This window comes from Arabiibacter massiliensis (genome assembly GCF_902386925.1).
GTDB lineage: Bacteria > Actinomycetota > Coriobacteriia > Coriobacteriales > Eggerthellaceae > Arabiibacter > Arabiibacter massiliensis.
In genome coordinates, this window is sequence record NZ_LR698996.1 from 2,549,304 (window position 1) to 2,563,386 (window position 14,083).

A 14,083-nucleotide genomic window follows, 5' to 3' on the forward strand; every position below is an offset into this window, starting at 1 on the left:
TAGCTATATCATAGAGTATAATCGACTAAATGGAAGGAGCTGGCATGAACAACCGTGTGCCGAGGCCGTATTATCAGCAGTTGCTTGAACGATATCGCGATACGGAGTTCGTCAAAGTTCTCACGGGCGTGCGCCGCTGCGGCAAATCCACATTGCTCGACCTGTTCATCGAGGATCTGCGCGACCAAGGTGTTCCGGAGTCGAACGTGTTTCGCAAGCGCTTCGACGAGTTCGGATTGCCGCTCAACCCGACTGCGGAAGACCTTCAGGCGGAAATCGCGGTCGAGCTCGCAGCGTCCGATTCTTCCCACATGTTCTACGTCGTTCTTGACGAGGTCCAGATGGTGCCTGAGTGGGAGCGGGTTGTGCGGGGTCTCCAAACGCGATCCGGAGTAGATGTGTACCTGACCGGGTCGAACGCTTACCTGTTATCCTCCGATCTCGCGACGCTGCTTGCCGGGCGCTCGGTGGAGATACCCGTGTACCCGCTGTCGTTCTGCGAATATGCTGAGTTCTCCTCGAGGCTTCGAGAAAAGGCGAGCGGCAACGCGGACGCCCTGTTCGCCGAGTATCTGCGCTACGGGGGGATGCCCAGCCTCTTCGCGCTCAAAGAGCCTCGCGAGGAAGACATCGCACGCGAGCTCGCCGGCATATTCAACTCCGTCATCGTGAACGACGTGGCGCAGCGGTATCAGATTCGCGATTACGCTCTGCTCGAGCGGCTGGTCGCCTATGTGTTCTCGACGTCCGGCAACCTGTTCTCCGTCAAAAGCATCATGAATTACTTGAAAAGCGCGGGCATGAAGGCGTCCTACGAGACGATCGATGGATACCTGCACGCGCTGGAGCAGGCCCTCATCCTGCATGGTGCTCCTCAAGTGGGCGTGCAGGGCAAGCAGCTGCTCCGGCCGTTGAGGAAGTTCTACCCTGTCGACACGGGCCTGCGCAACCTTCCCGGGGGATTCTCGGGTCGGGACGTGGGCTTTCAGCTGGAGAACGTCGTGTATTTGGAGCTGCTCAGGCGCGGGTTCAAAGTGTCGGTTGGCGCGCTTGAGCGGGGCGAGGTGGATTTCGTCGCCCAGAAGCGCGACATGCGACGCTACATCCAAGTGGTCGACTCGCTGGCTGATCCTGCGACATACGAGCGCGAGCTCGAGCCCCTTCGCTCGCTCGAAGACGCCTTCCCGCGTATCGTCCTCACGTCCGACCGCTTGCGCGTGGGAACGACCGAGGAGGGCATTCGCATCGTGAACGTAGTCGACTGGCTGCGGGATGGGGCGGCGGAGTAGGGGCTTGCGGCCCTGCTTCGCATGCGCCAAGGGCTGATCATCGAGCGAAAGACACGCTAAGGCGAGGAGGGGTGCGACATGCCGCAGATCAGCAAGGGCGGGAAGTTCGTGTTCGGAACATCCATCGTGCGCGAGGACGGCACGGTGCGCATTCCTCCTCAGGCGGCGGACGAGTACCGCATCGCCGACGAAGGCAAGGTGTACCTCTTCACCGGAAGCAAGAGCATGCGGCTTCTGCGTGACGCGTCGAGGGTTGCTGGAGCCGTCCAAGCTCGGCCACATCCTGGCAGAGGTTCCCGAGCTGCGCGATTACGCATCCGCGTGTGGGCGGTTCTTGAAGTATAAGGGCCGCTCCTATTACTGGACCGATATGTCCGAGGACGGGAAGATCACCCTGACGAAAGACATGCTGGCCTTTCTCGGTATCGTGCCGGGCGATGTGCTGTTGTGCATCCGCAGCAGCGACATCGCCTTCACTATGGGAGCCAAAGGCCCGCTCGTGGAGAAGGCCTGCGCGTACCAAGGCGACATCCCGGTCTTTTGACGCATTTTCGCCCCAAGAGCACGCCTCAGCGCACGAGGCGTTGTTTTGGGGCGAAGATCGGGGAACGGCGGCGCTCCGGCCGCACGTCGAGGGTTCGTGCATGTTTCGCGGGGCGTATGGGGTTATTGCGGGCGGTGGGCTATCATACGGAATGCCGGCGCGCGGCATGTCCGCGGCGGCCGGCCATCCCGATCACACTTGACGCTCGCGCAAAGGGAGGCGCCATGTACGACACCTCATTCATCGACGAGCTGGCCAGCGCGGCGCCCACGCCGGGCGGCGGCGGGGCCTCGGCCTATGCGGGCGCGCTCGCCGCGGCGCTCGCCTCCATGGTGGGCAACCTCACGGTGGGCAAGAAGACCTACGCCGATGTGGAGGACGAGGTGCGCGCCTCGCTCGATCGTCTCGACGCGCTGCGCTCCCGCCTCATCGCGCTCGTGGACGAAGACGCCCGCGCGTTCGAGCCCCTGGCCGCCGCCTACCGCCTGCCCAAGGCCACGCCGGAGGAGCAGGCCGTCAAGAACGCGGCGCTCCAGCAGGCGCTCATCGGCGCGAGCGACATTCCCCTCGCCATCATGCGCGTCGTGGCCGAGGTGGTGGACGAGGCCGACTACCTGGCCCATCACGGCTCCAAGATGGCGCGCTCCGACGCGGGCGTGGCAGCCGCCTTCGCCCGGGCCGCTTCCGATGGTGCGAGCCTCAATATCTTCATCAACGCCGCCTCCATGGACGACGCGGCCCAGGCCGCGCGCTACCGCGGCGAGACCGAGTCGCTGGCCGCGCGCACGCGCGAGCGCTGCGACGAGCTGTTCGACTTCGTGAAAACATCCGTCTCGTAAACTCCCGAAGGAGCGAATCACCCCCATGGCCACCCTCCTCACCGGAAAGCCCGTCGTCGACCGCCTGGCGCAGGAGCTCGCGCCGCGCATCGAGGCGCTCGGGCGCGCCGGCATCGTGCCCGCGCTCGCCATCGTGCGCATGGGCGAGCGCCCCGACGACCTATCCTACGAGCGCACCGCCCAGAAACGCGCCGAATCGCTTGGCATCGCCGTGCGCCCGTTCGTCCTGCCCGAGGATGCCCCGCAGGAGGCCCTCGAAGAGGCATTGCGCGAGGTGAACGCCGACGCCTCCATCCACGGTTGCCTGCTGTTCCGCCCGCTGCCCGCGCACATCGACGAGGCGCGCGCCTGCGAGCTTTTGGCTCCCGAGAAGGACATCGACGGCATCACGCTCGCCTCGCTGGCCTCGGTGTTCACCGACGGCACCACGGGCTTCCCGCCCTCGACAGCCGCCGCGTGCCTCGAGCTGCTGGAGCACTACGAGGTGCCGCTCGAGGGCAAGCGCGTGGCCGTGGTCGGCCGCAGCCTGGTGGTGGGCAAGCCCGTGTCCATGATGCTGCTGCGCCGCAACGCCACCGTGACGCTCTGTCACAGCAGGACCGAGAACCTGGCGGACGTCGTGCGCGAGGCCGACGTCGTGATCTGCGCCACCGGGCGCGCCCGCATGTTCGGCGCGGAGTTCTTCCGCCCCGGGCAGACGGTGCTCGACGTGGGCATCAACTTCGACGCCGAGGGGAACCTCTGCGGCGACGTGGATTTTGAGGCGGCCGAGCCGGTGTTGGACGCCGTCACGCCCGTGCCGCGCGGCCTGGGCACGGTGACCACCAGCATCACGATGGCCCACACCGTGGCCGCCGCCGAGGCCGCGCTCGCAGCAAGCGCGGGAGGGCGGTAAGCTTGCGCGCTGCAACGCCCGCCGGCAGGAAGTTCATCATCGCCGATCCGTCCGTCTGCATCGGCTGCAAGACATGCATGGCGGCCTGCCTCATGCGCCACGACGTGCCCGGCGACGTGGCCGTGCCGCGCCTCACGCTGGTCACGACGCGCACCATCTCGGCGCCCGTCGGGTGCCACCACTGCGCCGAGGCCCCGTGCGTGGACGCGTGCCCCACGGGCTGCCTGTTCAGCGACGACGAGCACGTGGGCGTGCATCCCGAGAAGTGCATCGGCTGCCGCAACTGCGTGCTGGCCTGCCCCTACGGCGCCGTGGAGATAGTGACCGAGAAGCTGCCGCCCGAACCGGAGCCCTCGCCCGAGGAGGCGGCCGCAGCCGAGACGGCGGCCAAAGACGACAAGGCCGCCAAGGGCGCGCGGGCGCGGGCTCGGGCGAAGAAGCGCAAGCGCACGCGGTCGACGGTGGTCAAGTGCGACCTGTGCATCGGATGCTCCGGCGGCCCGGCGTGCGCGAAGGCGTGTCCGACCGACGCGCTGCGCCTGATAGACGCGCAGTTCATGGAGCGCGCGCGGCAGAGCAAGCGCAAGGCGGCCGCTCGCGCCACGGCGTCGTTCGCCCGCATGAAGCTCAACGCAGACCTGGACGAGGGGGAGTAGCCTCATGGAGAAGCATATGGCGGTGTGCCCGTACTGCGGCGCCGGCTGCAAGATGAACCTGATGGTGGAGAACGGCCGGGTCATCGACGTGGAAGGCCTGCCCGGCGTCACGAACGAGGGCGAGCTGTGCCTCAAGGGCCTCTACGGCTACGACTTCGTCAACGACACGAAAATCCTCACGCCGCGCATCTACCATCCGATGATCCGCCGCACCAAGGGCGCGCCGCTTGAGCGCGTGACCTGGGATGAGGCGCTCGACTTCACGGCCAGCCGCCTGCGCGCCATCATCGAGGAGAGCGGCCCCGAGGCCGTCATGCTCACCGGCTCCTCGCGCGGCGCGGGCAACGAGGCCAACTTCGTCATGCAGAAGTTCACGCGCGCCTGCCTGGGAACGAACAACATCGACAACTGCGCGCGCACCTGCCACGCGGCCAGCGTCATCGGCCTCATGGAGTGCGTGGGCTCGGGCGCGATGAGCGTGAGCATCCCGACGCTCGAGGAGACGGACTGCATCCTGCTCATCGGCTACAACCCGGCGGCGAGCCACCCCATCGTGGCGCGCCGCATCGTGCGCGCGAAGGAGCGCGGCGCCCAGCTCATCGTGTGCGACCCGCGCATCATCGAGAGCGCCCGCATCGCCGACCTCTACCTGCCGCTGCGGAACGGTTCGAACCTCGCGCTCGTGAACGCGCTGGCCTACACCATCATCGATGAGGAGCTGGCCGACTTCGACTTCATCGACGAGCGCACCGAGGGCTTCGACGACTGGTGGGACGTCGTGCAGGACTACGCGCCCGAGGACGTGGAAGACGTGACCGGGCTTCCCGCCGAGCTCATCCGCCAGGCTGCGCGCCGCTACGCCACGGCCGAGACGGCGGTGGTGGGCTGGGGTATGGGCGTCACCCAGCACGCGCAGGGCGTGCAGACGGTGCGCGCCATCGCGGCGTTGGCGCTGATCACCGGGCACATCGGCCGTCCCCGAAGCGGCCTTGCGCCCGTGCGCGGGCAGAACAACGTGCAGGGCAGCTGCGACATGGGCATGTGGCCGAGCCTCTATCCCGGCTACCAGCGCGTGGACGACCCCGCCGTGCGCGCGAAGTTCGCCGCCGCCTGGGGCATTCCCGAGGAGAAGCTGTCGCTCAAACCCGGCTGGAAGCTCACCGACCTGCCGCACGCGGTGGAGGAGGGCAGGATTCGCGCGTTCTACAACTTCGGCGAGGATCCGCTGCAAACGGAGCCCGACACGGCGCAGATGCGGCGCACGCTGGAGAACCTCGACCTGCTGATCAGCCAGGACATCTTCATGACGCAGACCACGGCGCTCGCCGACGTGGTGCTGCCTGCCACGTCGTGGGCCGAGCACGACGCCGTGTACACCGCGTCGGACCGCTCGTTCCAGCTAACGACGGCCGCGCTGCCGCCGAAGGGGGAGTGCCGCCACGACTGGGAGATCTTCGCCGGCCTCTCGACGCGCATGGGCTACCCGATGCGCTACGAGAGCACGCGCGAGATCTGGGACGAGGTGCGCGCGCTATGCCCGCAGTTCGCCGGCGCAACCTACGAGAAGATGGCGGGCACGGGCTGGGCACAGTGGCCCATCTTCGCCGAGGCGGCCGACGATCCCGAGGACCGCGGCACGCCCGAGCTGTTCGTCGGCGGGGCGTTCACCACGCCTGACGGCAAGGGACGCCTGATGGCGGCGCATTGGCGTCCCCCCACCGAGAAGCCCGACGACGCGTTCCCGCTCGTGCTGTGCACGGTGCGCGAGGTGGGGCACTACTCGTGTCGCTCGATGACCGGCAACTGCAAGGCGCTGGCCGTGCTGGCCGACGAGCCGGGCTACGTGAGCATCAGCCCCGACGACGCGGACGCGCGCGGCATCGACCAGGAGGAACTCGTGTGGGTGCGCTCGCGCCGCGGCAAGGTGCTCGCGCGCGCGGAGGTGGACGACCGCGTGAACGACGGCGTGGTGTACATGACCTACCAGTGGTGGATCGGCAAATGCAACGAGCTCACGCTGCACGCCGTGGACGGCGAGTCGGGCACGCCCGAGGACAAGTACAGCGCCTGCGAGGTGGAGGCAATCGCCGACCAGCGCTGGGCAGAGGACTACCTGGTGGAACGCTACGCCGCCTTGAAGGCCGAACTCGCCGCCGAAGCCGACCGCCAAAACCCGCCCGAGCCCGAGCCTCCTGTCATCCTGAGCGAAGGCGGCGAAGGCAGCGCCCCCTCTGTCATCCTGAGCGGAGCGAACGAAGTGAGCGCAGTCGAAGGATCCCCCGCGGCGTCAGCCGACAACGCCCCAGCCTCCGCCCCCGCCATCGCCTTCGCCCCCCACGAGGCCGAGATCGCCGGCCGCGCCCTCTACGCCAACGGCGAGGAGGAGACGCTCGTATGAACCGCTTCGTCGTGTCCGATCCCGCGCGCTGCATCGGCTGCGGAGCGTGCCGCGTGACGTGCAGCGAGGCGCACCGCAAGCGCGCGCTGCGCCCGGCAGCGCGCATCTCGCTCGTGAAGACGCGCGAGGTGTCGGCTGCGGTCACCTGCCATCAGTGCGAGGGCTCGCCCTGCCTGTCGGTGTGCCCGGAAGGGGCCATCTACCAGGAGCGCGACCGTCTGCAAGTGGACGAGGGCCGTTGCACGGGCTGCCTCCTGTGCGCGCTCGCGTGCCCGTTCGGCGCCATCTATCCTTCCGCGCCGTCCACCGCGCACGTGAAGGCCGCGCCGTACAGCCGCGCGTCGTCGGCGCGCTCATCGGGGCTTCTGCGCCAGAAGGAGACGGGCGCGTACACGAGCGTGGTGGTGTGCGACCTGTGCGCGAAGTCGCCCGACGGCCCGCGCTGCGTGCAGGCTTGCCCGACCAAGGCACTCGAGCTCGTGGACGAGGACATGCTCGAGGCGCTGGGGAAGAGCCGCCGCATCGAGGCCGCCGTGCGGGCCGATGCCGCCATGCGCGCCGACCTGCCCGACGACGCCTTCGCTGGCATGTTCGATCTGTTCGAGGAGGTCGATCGCTGATGGCCGTGAAGCCTCGCACGTCGAATCCCATCTCCGCCCGCGACCGCGCGGCGGGGGCGCGGCGCGTCTCGAGCGTGGTGGAGGGCAAGCCGCGCCACGACTTCTCCGCCTGCATCGCGTGCGCCGCCTGCGCGGCTGCGTGCGACGCGAACGCCATCCGCATCTTCATCGACGAGGACGAGGGGCTGCTCGTGTGGACGCTCGACCTGTTCGACTGCACGCACTGCGGCCGCTGCGTGCCCGTGTGCCCCACGGGGGCCATGGACGTCATCGAAGGGGCCGACTTCGCCGACGAGCCCGAGCTGCCCAAACGCTGCCTGTTCACGCTGGCCGAGTGCGAATCGTGCGGGCGCTACTACGCTACGAACAAGGAGATAGCATTCGCGAACGCCCTGCTCGAGCAGGATGAGCACGCCGACGCCGCCCGCGCCCTGGCCCTCACCGGCATCTGCCCCGACTGCAAGCGCCTCCACGACGCCAAAGCCGCCGGCCGTCGCGCCGGGATGAGACGATTGGCATAAATGTCCCAAATGGGGACTGTCCCCATTTGGGACATTTTCAGCTACGCCAGAACCTCGATCTCGCGGGGGTAGCTGTTGAGCACTTCGCAGCCGTCTTCGGTGACGAGCACCAAATCCTCGATGCGGACGCCGAACTCGCCGGGGAGGTAGATGCCGGGCTCGATGGAGAAGCACATGCCGGGTTCCACCGGCGCGTCGTGCACGGCGGACACGTCGCCGGGCTCGTGCACGTCCAGGCCTATCTGGTGCCCCAGCCGGTGCGTGAAGTACGCGCCGTAGCCGGCCTCTTCGATGACCTCGCGCGCGGCGCGGTCCAGGTCGCAGAAGCGCACGCCGGGGGCCACCAGCGCTCGGGCCGCCTCGTTGGCGCGCCGCACCGCGTCGTGCACCTCGCGCTGGCGCTCGGTGGGCTCGCCGAAGACGAAGGTGCGCGTCATGTCGGCGCAGTATTCGTCCTGGCGGCAGCCCACGTCGAACAGCACCACGTCGCCGGGGGCCAGGCGCGTGCCGTCGGGCTCGTGGTGCGGGTCGGCCGCGTTCGCCCCGAAGCTCACGATGGGGGAGAACGAATGCCCCTGCGCGCCCAGCTCGCGGTAGATGCCCTCCAGCTGGCCGGCCACCTCGGCCTCGGTCACGCCCTCGCGCACCAGCTCGCGGAAGCGCGCCATAGCCGCGTCGTTCGTGGCCGAGGCGGCGCGCATGGCGGCGCGCTCGGCGTCGTCCTTGTGGGCGCGCGCGTCGTCGACGGCCTCGGACGCCAGCTGGAAGCCGCTCGCCGCGTCGCGCTCCATGAGCGGCAGCAGAAAGCGCGCGGCCAGGTTCTTGTCGCAGCCGAGCGCCGCAGCGGCATCGAGCGCGTCGGCGACGAGCGCCAGGGGGTCGCCGCCGTCCCGGTACGACGCAACGCGGCAGAGCAGGTCGGCCGGCACCGCGAACAGCTCGTTCAGCACGAGCGTCGGCTGCTCGCCCGCGCGAAGCACCAGGCCCAGGAAGCGCTCGCCCGGTTCCACGTAAGCGCCGACGAGGTACTGGATGGAGCGCGGGTCGCACACGAGCATCTGCGAGAGCCCTCGCGCGGCCAGGTTGTCCATGACGGTTTCAAGACGCTCTTCGAACATATGCTTCTCCTGTCGTGATCGATTGTTCGCAGCGATGATACCACTCGCGCAACGCAAGAGGGCCGACGCGTCTGCGCCGGCCCTCCACTGCTGCGAACGGATGCGGACGAACGATCACGCAGCCTTGGGCAGCTCCTCCTGCTGGTCCTCGGCCTCCGTGCCGTCCTCGCCGCCGGCGCCGCCTTCGATCACGCTCACCACGTTCTCGACCGCAGCCTCCACGGCGGCGGGGTCGGCGTTCGCCAGCACGTCGGTGCCGTCCTCAACCGCGCAGCCGGAGCAGGCGCGGTTGCGCCCGGCCTCAAGCGCGTCCTGGATGGTGCCCGAGTAGATGGTGCCGGAGTTCTTGATGTACTGGCAATCGGGATTGAAGTGGTACACCTCGCCGAACGGCGTCCAGTACGCCAGGCCGTCGTCGGAGAGCACCGCGGCGCCCGCCTCGGCCGCGTCCTTGTCCTCCTGCGTGGTGGGGTGGTAGTCGATGCCGCTGCCCACCGCCACGACCAGCGCGATGCCGGCCACGATGGAGCATACCTGCTTCGTCTTCTTGTCCAGGTTCTTATTCGACAGCATGAGGATGATCACCGGCGCGAACGCGATCACCGCGACGATGATGCCCAGGTCGGTCTGCACCCAGTACGCCAGCTTGTTCTCCTTGGACGCCGGGTTGATGTGGTTGGCGCGCTTCCACAGCTGCGAGCCTATCACGACCACGATCAAGTCGATGACCAGAAAGATGATGCCCCAGGTCATCGCCGGGAACTTCGGCAGATACAGCGTGCCGTTGATGGTGAGGATGGCGAACACCTCGGCCACGATGCCCAGCACCCACAGCACGATTGCCCCGATGCGGAACGGCAGCGCGTTGCCCTTGCGCTCCGCGTGCATCTCCTCGCGCACGGCCTTGGTGGCCGCACCCGTGCCGCCCTGCTTCGCGTGTTCGATGGTCTTGCCGGTTTTCGCGTCGACGAAGTGGCGCTCCTTCGGCTCCTTCTTCTCGGGAGCCGGCTTCGGCTCCTCTTCGGCCGGCTTCTCCTCGGCCTTCTCCTCGGCCTTCTTCGGCTCGGCGGCCGCCTTCGGCTCGGCGGCCTTCTTCGCGTGGCTCTTCGCGGCCGGACGCTTCTTGTCGTCGTGCTCGCCAGCCTGCTTGTCCGTCGTCATGAACGCATCGTCCCCTTCTATTGCCGACGTTTCAACCATCCTTTGACCCGTGCGGATCCTTCTGAAGGATGCTCGGTGAAAAACACATCGATATGATAAGGTACGCGGGACGGTATGAGGAAGCGATCGGCCCTGATCAACCTTTAGTTGAAGGATAGTGCCGAGCGCGCGGGGATGAGGAGCGCGAAATGGACGTGCAGGAGATCGTGAGCCAGCTCATGAAGTCGGCGGCGGAGGATCCGTCGCAGCTGAAGTCGTTCGGCGTGGATCCGAGCGCCGCCATCAAGAACGCCACGGGACTCGATCTGAACGACGAGGAGATCAAGGACGTGGTGGCCGCCGTCGAGCCCATGCTCGAGGGCGAGGGCCTCAACATGGACAAGGTCATGGAGGTCGTCGGCGACTTCTTGAGCGACGGCGACATCCTGGGCAAGCTGGGCGGCCTGTTCGGCGGCAAGTAGCCTCTGATCTCCCGCAGGTCAATGTGCGCTTTGCCATCCGAGCGCAGCGACCGAAGGGAGCGGAGTCGAAGGATCCCATCCAGCGCTCTGCCAATCTTGGTTTAACGCGTTCCGACGCTCGCGTTCGTTCGCCAGAGGGGCGTCAGATACGGGGAAATTCGGGAAGAGGGCCGCGCGCCCGCCCGATTGGCGTATCATACGGGCCATGGGAACCGGACTGACATACCTGCGCAAGACCACCTCGCCCGAGGCGACCAAGCAGCTGGCGTCCACGCTCGCGCCTTACCTGCGCGCCGGCGACGTCATCGTGCTGTCGGGCGACCTCGGCGCGGGCAAGACGCAGTTCGTGCAGGGCGTGGCGGCCGGCCTCGGCGTGCGCGCCCCGGTGACGAGCCCCACGTTCAACATCCTGCTGAGCTATCCGGAGGGCACGCTGCCGCTGCACCATTTCGACCTGTACCGCCTCGACGACATCGACGAGCTCGAGGACATCGGCTTCTACGAGACGCTCGACGCCGACGGCGCGTCGTTCGTCGAGTGGGGCGAGAAGTTCCCCGACGCGCTGCCGTACGGCTATCTCGACGTGGTGGTCACCGTGGATGCCGAGGGCAACCGCGTCGTGCGGGTCCACGCCTTTGGCGACCGCGCGCGCCGGCTGCTCACGGTATGGGCGAACGACTCGAAGTCGCGGCTGATGAAATGCGCGGGAGGGACTGCGTGAGCGAATTTTCCCCGCGCCCCGAGGGGGTGCCTGCCCGAGCACGTTGCGTGCTCGCTTTCGACACGGCCAACGAGGTGATCGCCATCGGCGTGGGCGCGCTCCATCCCGACGCGCGCACGGTGGAGGTGCTCGCGTCGGTGGAGGCCGAGGCGCGCCGCGCGTCGAACACCCAGCTCCTGCCGCGCATCGACGCGGCGCTCGCGAAACTCGGCGTCGCGCGCGCGGACATCGCATGCGTGGTCGTGGGGCGCGGGCCCGGGTCGTTCACGGGCGTGCGCATCGCCATGGCCACGGCGAAGGGCGTCGCCTCGGCGCTCGGCGTGGGGCTCGTGGGCGTGTCGTCGCTCGACGCCGTGGCGTGGGGCGCGCAGGCGGCGGGCGAGCGCGGGCCGCTGGCCGTGGTGGCCGACGCCATGCGCAAGGAAGTGTATCCCGTGCGCTACCTGCTGGACGAAGAGGGCGCCGAGCGGCTCGAGGCCGACCGGGTGCTCAAGGCCGAGGCGGCGGCGGAGGAGCTTGCGGCCGACGGGATCGAGCGCCGGGTGGCGGGCGACGCGCTGCGCAAGTACGGCGAGCTGTTCGCGCCGTGCGGCGGGGCGCTGGCCGAGGAGCTGTGGACGCCGACGGGGCGGGGGCTTTTTCTGGCGCTGCAGGCCGCGTGGCGCGCGGGCGCGGCCGACCCCCTCGACGCGGCGCGGCACGATCCCGCGTTCGCGCTGCCGGTGTACACGCGGCTTTCCGACGCCGAGGAGAACGAGCGCATCCGTCTGGCGAAGAACGATCCTAAGAACCTGGTCACGGGCGTGCAGGATGTGTCCGTGCGCCGCGACCAGCGCGCGAGCATGCACGACGCGGCCATCCTGAACGCGCGGCCCGATGCGGACGGCGTGACGTACAAGCCCCTCGACGCCGCGCATGCCGAGGCGGTGGCCGCGCTTGAGGCGCAGGTGATGGGTTCGGACGCGTGGAGCGCCGCGCTGGTGGCCGACGAGCTGCCGCGAGAGGACCGCACGTGGTGGGCCGCCTACGATGGCGGGCGGCTGCTCGGCTACGCCGGCGGGTGGATCGTCGACGGGCAGGTGCAGATCCTCAAGGTGGGGGTGGACCCGGCGGCGCGCCGGCGCGGCATCGCGCGCGGGCTGCTGGCCCGCGTGGCGGCCGACGCGCGCGATTTGGGCGCGTCGGCGTGCACGCTCGAGGTGCGCGCGGGCAACGCGGGCGCGCGGGCGTTCTACCAGGCACTCGGCTTCCGCGCGCTCGGCACGCGCCCGCGCTACTACTCGGACGGTGAGGACGCGCTCATCCTGGAGGGCCCACTGCCGCTCGCGCAGCACGACGTGGCCGGCATGGGGCTCAAAGTGGGCGAGCTTTGTCATCCTGAGCGAGCGAAGCGAGTCGAAGGATCCCGCGCGGCGTCAGCCGTGACGCTTTCCGCTGACGCCGCACGGGATCCTTCGACTCCGGCGCGCGCCTCCGCTCAGGATGACAATTTGCTTCGTCCCCTCATCCTGGCCATCGAGTCGTCCTGCGACGAGACGGCCGCTGCCATCGTGGACGGCGAGGGCAACCTGGTGGCCGACGTGGTGGCCTCGCAGGTGGACTTCCACGCGCGCTTCGGCGGCGTGGTGCCCGAGATAGCCAGCCGCAAGCACATCGAGGCCATCTGCGGCGTGTGCGACGAGTGCTTCGATGTGGCGGCGACTGCGCTCGGCGTGCCGTGTCTGAGCTGGGGAGACCTCGATGCCGTCGCGGTCACCTACGCGCCGGGACTCGTGGGCGCGCTCGTGGTGGGCGTGGCGTTCGCCAAGGGCGCGGCGTGGGCGCACGGCTTGCCCTTCATCGGCGTGCACCACCTGGAGGGGCACCTGTACGCCAACAAGATCGGCGCGCCCGACTTTGCGCCGCCGGCGGTGGTGTCGCTCGTGTCGGGCGGCAACACGCTGCTCGTGCACGTGCGCGATTGGGGCGACTACGAGACGCTCGGCGCCACCATCGACGACGCGGTGGGCGAGGCGTTCGACAAGGTGGCGAAGGCGCTCGGTCTGGGGTATCCCGGCGGCCCCGTCATCTCGCGCCACGCCAAGGAGGGCGACCCGGACGCCATCGCGTTCCCGCGCGCCATGATGCACTCGGGCGATCTGCGCTTCTCGCTCTCGGGCCTGAAGACGGCCGTGGTCACCTACCTCAACAACGAGCGCGCCGCCGGCCGCGAGGTGAACGTGGCCGACGTGTGCGCGAGCTTCCAGCAGGCCGTCGTCGACGTGCAGGTGAAGAAGGCGCAGATGGCGCTCGAGCAGACCGGCGCGCCCACGTTCTGCCTCGGCGGCGGCGTGGCGGCGAACCCCGTGCTGCGCGACGCGTACCGCGAGCTCTGCGACCGCATGGGCGTGCGCCTCGTGCTGCCTCCCTTGAGCGCCTGCGGCGACAACGCCGGCATGATCGCCCTCGTGGCCCTCGACCGCTACCGCCAAGGCCGCTTCTTCGGCCTCGACGCCGATGCCCAAGCCCACGCCAACCTCGACGAACCGTACTGAGCGCGTGACGTCGTCCCGTCCCTTTGTCACGCCAATGGCGAATGCCGATATCGGGATTCGCCATAGCGTGGCTGAAACCGATAGGTCCTCTGTCTGGTTGCTGGAAGCGTGAGGAGCGACCCAAATCAGAGGAGCTGCACGCAAATCGGGCCCGCCTGACACAAAAATCCCCGACGTGAAAGGATACTGGCAGGCCGCGCGGGCACTGACTTTTTGCGACCTGGAAAAACGCTGCGGGCCCTTTGCTCCGGGGAGCCGACGGCCGCCCTTTTCCGCCTCCGAGCCTTTCACGTCGGGGATTTTTGTGCCAGGTGGGCCCGATTCGC

The 14,083-nt window shown here is 68.5% G+C and carries 14 protein-coding genes; 12 read left to right on the forward strand and 2 right to left on the reverse strand.

Annotated elements, in window-relative coordinates:
• The first annotated feature begins 44 nt into the window (after positions 1-44).
• From FX134_RS10810 to FX134_RS10845, 9 genes are all read left to right on the forward strand, one after another.
• The gene (locus FX134_RS10810; protein ID WP_232050921.1) at positions 45-1,289 is read left to right on the forward strand and encodes an ATP-binding protein; all 1,245 of its coding nucleotides are present in this window, start codon (positions 45-47) and stop codon (positions 1,287-1,289) included.
• A 78-nt stretch (positions 1,290-1,367) separates the two neighbouring features.
• A complete protein-coding gene (locus FX134_RS14825; protein WP_232050922.1) occupies positions 1,368-1,634 on the forward strand; it encodes a hypothetical protein in 267 nt (88 codons plus the stop codon).
• Positions 1,624-1,833, forward strand: a complete 210-nt coding sequence (locus FX134_RS14830; RefSeq protein ID WP_232050923.1) for a hypothetical protein — start codon at positions 1,624-1,626, stop codon at positions 1,831-1,833. Before FX134_RS14825 ends, FX134_RS14830 begins: the two co-directional genes overlap by 11 nt.
• Positions 1,834-2,057: 224 nt before the next feature.
• Positions 2,058-2,672 carry a cyclodeaminase/cyclohydrolase family protein gene (locus tag FX134_RS10820; RefSeq protein WP_080801631.1) on the forward strand — a complete coding sequence of 205 codons (615 nt, stop codon included), beginning with the start codon at positions 2,058-2,060 and terminating at the stop codon, positions 2,670-2,672.
• Positions 2,673-2,697: 25 nt separating this feature from the next.
• Entirely contained in the window at positions 2,698-3,567 is an 870-nt protein-coding gene (locus FX134_RS10825) for a bifunctional 5,10-methylenetetrahydrofolate dehydrogenase/5,10-methenyltetrahydrofolate cyclohydrolase (protein WP_080801634.1), read from the forward strand.
• Positions 3,568-3,569: 2 nt separating this feature from the next.
• The gene (locus tag FX134_RS10830) at positions 3,570-4,223 is read left to right on the forward strand and encodes a 4Fe-4S dicluster domain-containing protein (RefSeq protein ID WP_143412185.1); all 654 of its coding nucleotides are present in this window, start codon (positions 3,570-3,572) and stop codon (positions 4,221-4,223) included.
• Between the two features lie 4 nt (positions 4,224-4,227).
• Complete coding sequence (fdhF, locus tag FX134_RS10835) at positions 4,228-6,621, forward strand: formate dehydrogenase subunit alpha (protein ID WP_080801639.1); 2,394 nt, start codon at positions 4,228-4,230, stop codon at positions 6,619-6,621.
• Positions 6,618-7,241 (forward strand): 4Fe-4S dicluster domain-containing protein, encoded by a 624-nt coding sequence (locus tag FX134_RS10840; protein ID WP_080801643.1) that lies wholly within the window; start codon positions 6,618-6,620, stop codon positions 7,239-7,241. Before fdhF ends, FX134_RS10840 begins: the two co-directional genes overlap by 4 nt.
• Positions 7,241-7,762 (forward strand): 4Fe-4S dicluster domain-containing protein, encoded by a 522-nt coding sequence (locus FX134_RS10845; RefSeq protein WP_080801646.1) that lies wholly within the window; start codon positions 7,241-7,243, stop codon positions 7,760-7,762. Before FX134_RS10840 ends, FX134_RS10845 begins: the two co-directional genes overlap by 1 nt.
• A gap of 41 nt (positions 7,763-7,803) precedes the next feature.
• On the opposite strand, the gene FX134_RS10850 is transcribed toward FX134_RS10845, so the two are convergent.
• Positions 7,804-8,880, reverse strand: a complete 1,077-nt coding sequence (locus tag FX134_RS10850; RefSeq protein WP_080801649.1) for a M24 family metallopeptidase — start codon at positions 8,878-8,880, stop codon at positions 7,804-7,806.
• 114 nt (positions 8,881-8,994) lie between these two features.
• Complete coding sequence (locus FX134_RS10855) at positions 8,995-10,041, reverse strand: ABC transporter permease (protein ID WP_080801652.1); 1,047 nt, start codon at positions 10,039-10,041, stop codon at positions 8,995-8,997.
• Positions 10,042-10,229: 188 nt separating this feature from the next.
• Between FX134_RS10855 and FX134_RS10860 the strand changes: the two genes are divergently transcribed.
• The 3 genes from FX134_RS10860 (at position 10,230) to tsaD (ending at position 13,757) form a co-directional block, all read left to right on the forward strand.
• On the forward strand, positions 10,230-10,502 hold the full coding sequence (locus FX134_RS10860; protein ID WP_080801655.1) for a homocitrate synthase: 273 nt from the start codon (positions 10,230-10,232) through the stop codon (positions 10,500-10,502).
• 205 nt (positions 10,503-10,707) lie between these two features.
• Entirely contained in the window at positions 10,708-11,223 is a 516-nt protein-coding gene (gene tsaE / locus FX134_RS10865) for a tRNA (adenosine(37)-N6)-threonylcarbamoyltransferase complex ATPase subunit type 1 TsaE (RefSeq protein ID WP_232050924.1), read from the forward strand.
• A complete protein-coding gene (tsaD, locus tag FX134_RS10870) occupies positions 11,202-13,757 on the forward strand; it encodes a tRNA (adenosine(37)-N6)-threonylcarbamoyltransferase complex transferase subunit TsaD (protein ID WP_407641833.1) in 2,556 nt (851 codons plus the stop codon). The genes tsaE and tsaD overlap by 22 nt, the downstream gene beginning before the upstream one ends.
• Positions 13,758-14,083: the final 326 nt, after the last annotated feature.

Excerpts from the sequence above, each read along its gene's own strand:
- FX134_RS10810 (WP_232050921.1), top strand. The coding sequence starts at position 45 with ATGAACAACCGTGTGCCGAGGCCGTATTATCAGCAGTTGCTTGAACGA.
- FX134_RS10825 (WP_080801634.1), top strand. The coding sequence starts at position 2,698 with ATGGCCACCCTCCTCACCGGAAAGCCCGTCGTCGACCGCCTGGCGCAG.
- FX134_RS10850 (WP_080801649.1), bottom strand. The coding sequence starts at position 8,880 with ATGTTCGAAGAGCGTCTTGAAACCGTCATGGACAACCTGGCCGCGCGA.
- tsaD (WP_407641833.1), top strand. The coding sequence starts at position 11,202 with ATGCGCGGGAGGGACTGCGTGAGCGAATTTTCCCCGCGCCCCGAGGGG.
- FX134_RS10820 (WP_080801631.1), top strand. The coding sequence starts at position 2,058 with ATGTACGACACCTCATTCATCGACGAGCTGGCCAGCGCGGCGCCCACG.
- FX134_RS10840 (WP_080801643.1), top strand. The coding sequence starts at position 6,618 with ATGAACCGCTTCGTCGTGTCCGATCCCGCGCGCTGCATCGGCTGCGGA.
- FX134_RS10855 (WP_080801652.1), bottom strand. The coding sequence starts at position 10,041 with ATGACGACGGACAAGCAGGCTGGCGAGCACGACGACAAGAAGCGTCCG.
- FX134_RS10845 (WP_080801646.1), top strand. The coding sequence starts at position 7,241 with ATGGCCGTGAAGCCTCGCACGTCGAATCCCATCTCCGCCCGCGACCGC.
- fdhF (WP_080801639.1), top strand. The coding sequence starts at position 4,228 with ATGGAGAAGCATATGGCGGTGTGCCCGTACTGCGGCGCCGGCTGCAAG.
- FX134_RS10860 (WP_080801655.1), top strand. The coding sequence starts at position 10,230 with ATGGACGTGCAGGAGATCGTGAGCCAGCTCATGAAGTCGGCGGCGGAG.
- FX134_RS14825 (WP_232050922.1), top strand. The coding sequence starts at position 1,368 with ATGCCGCAGATCAGCAAGGGCGGGAAGTTCGTGTTCGGAACATCCATC.
- tsaE (WP_232050924.1), top strand. The coding sequence starts at position 10,708 with ATGGGAACCGGACTGACATACCTGCGCAAGACCACCTCGCCCGAGGCG.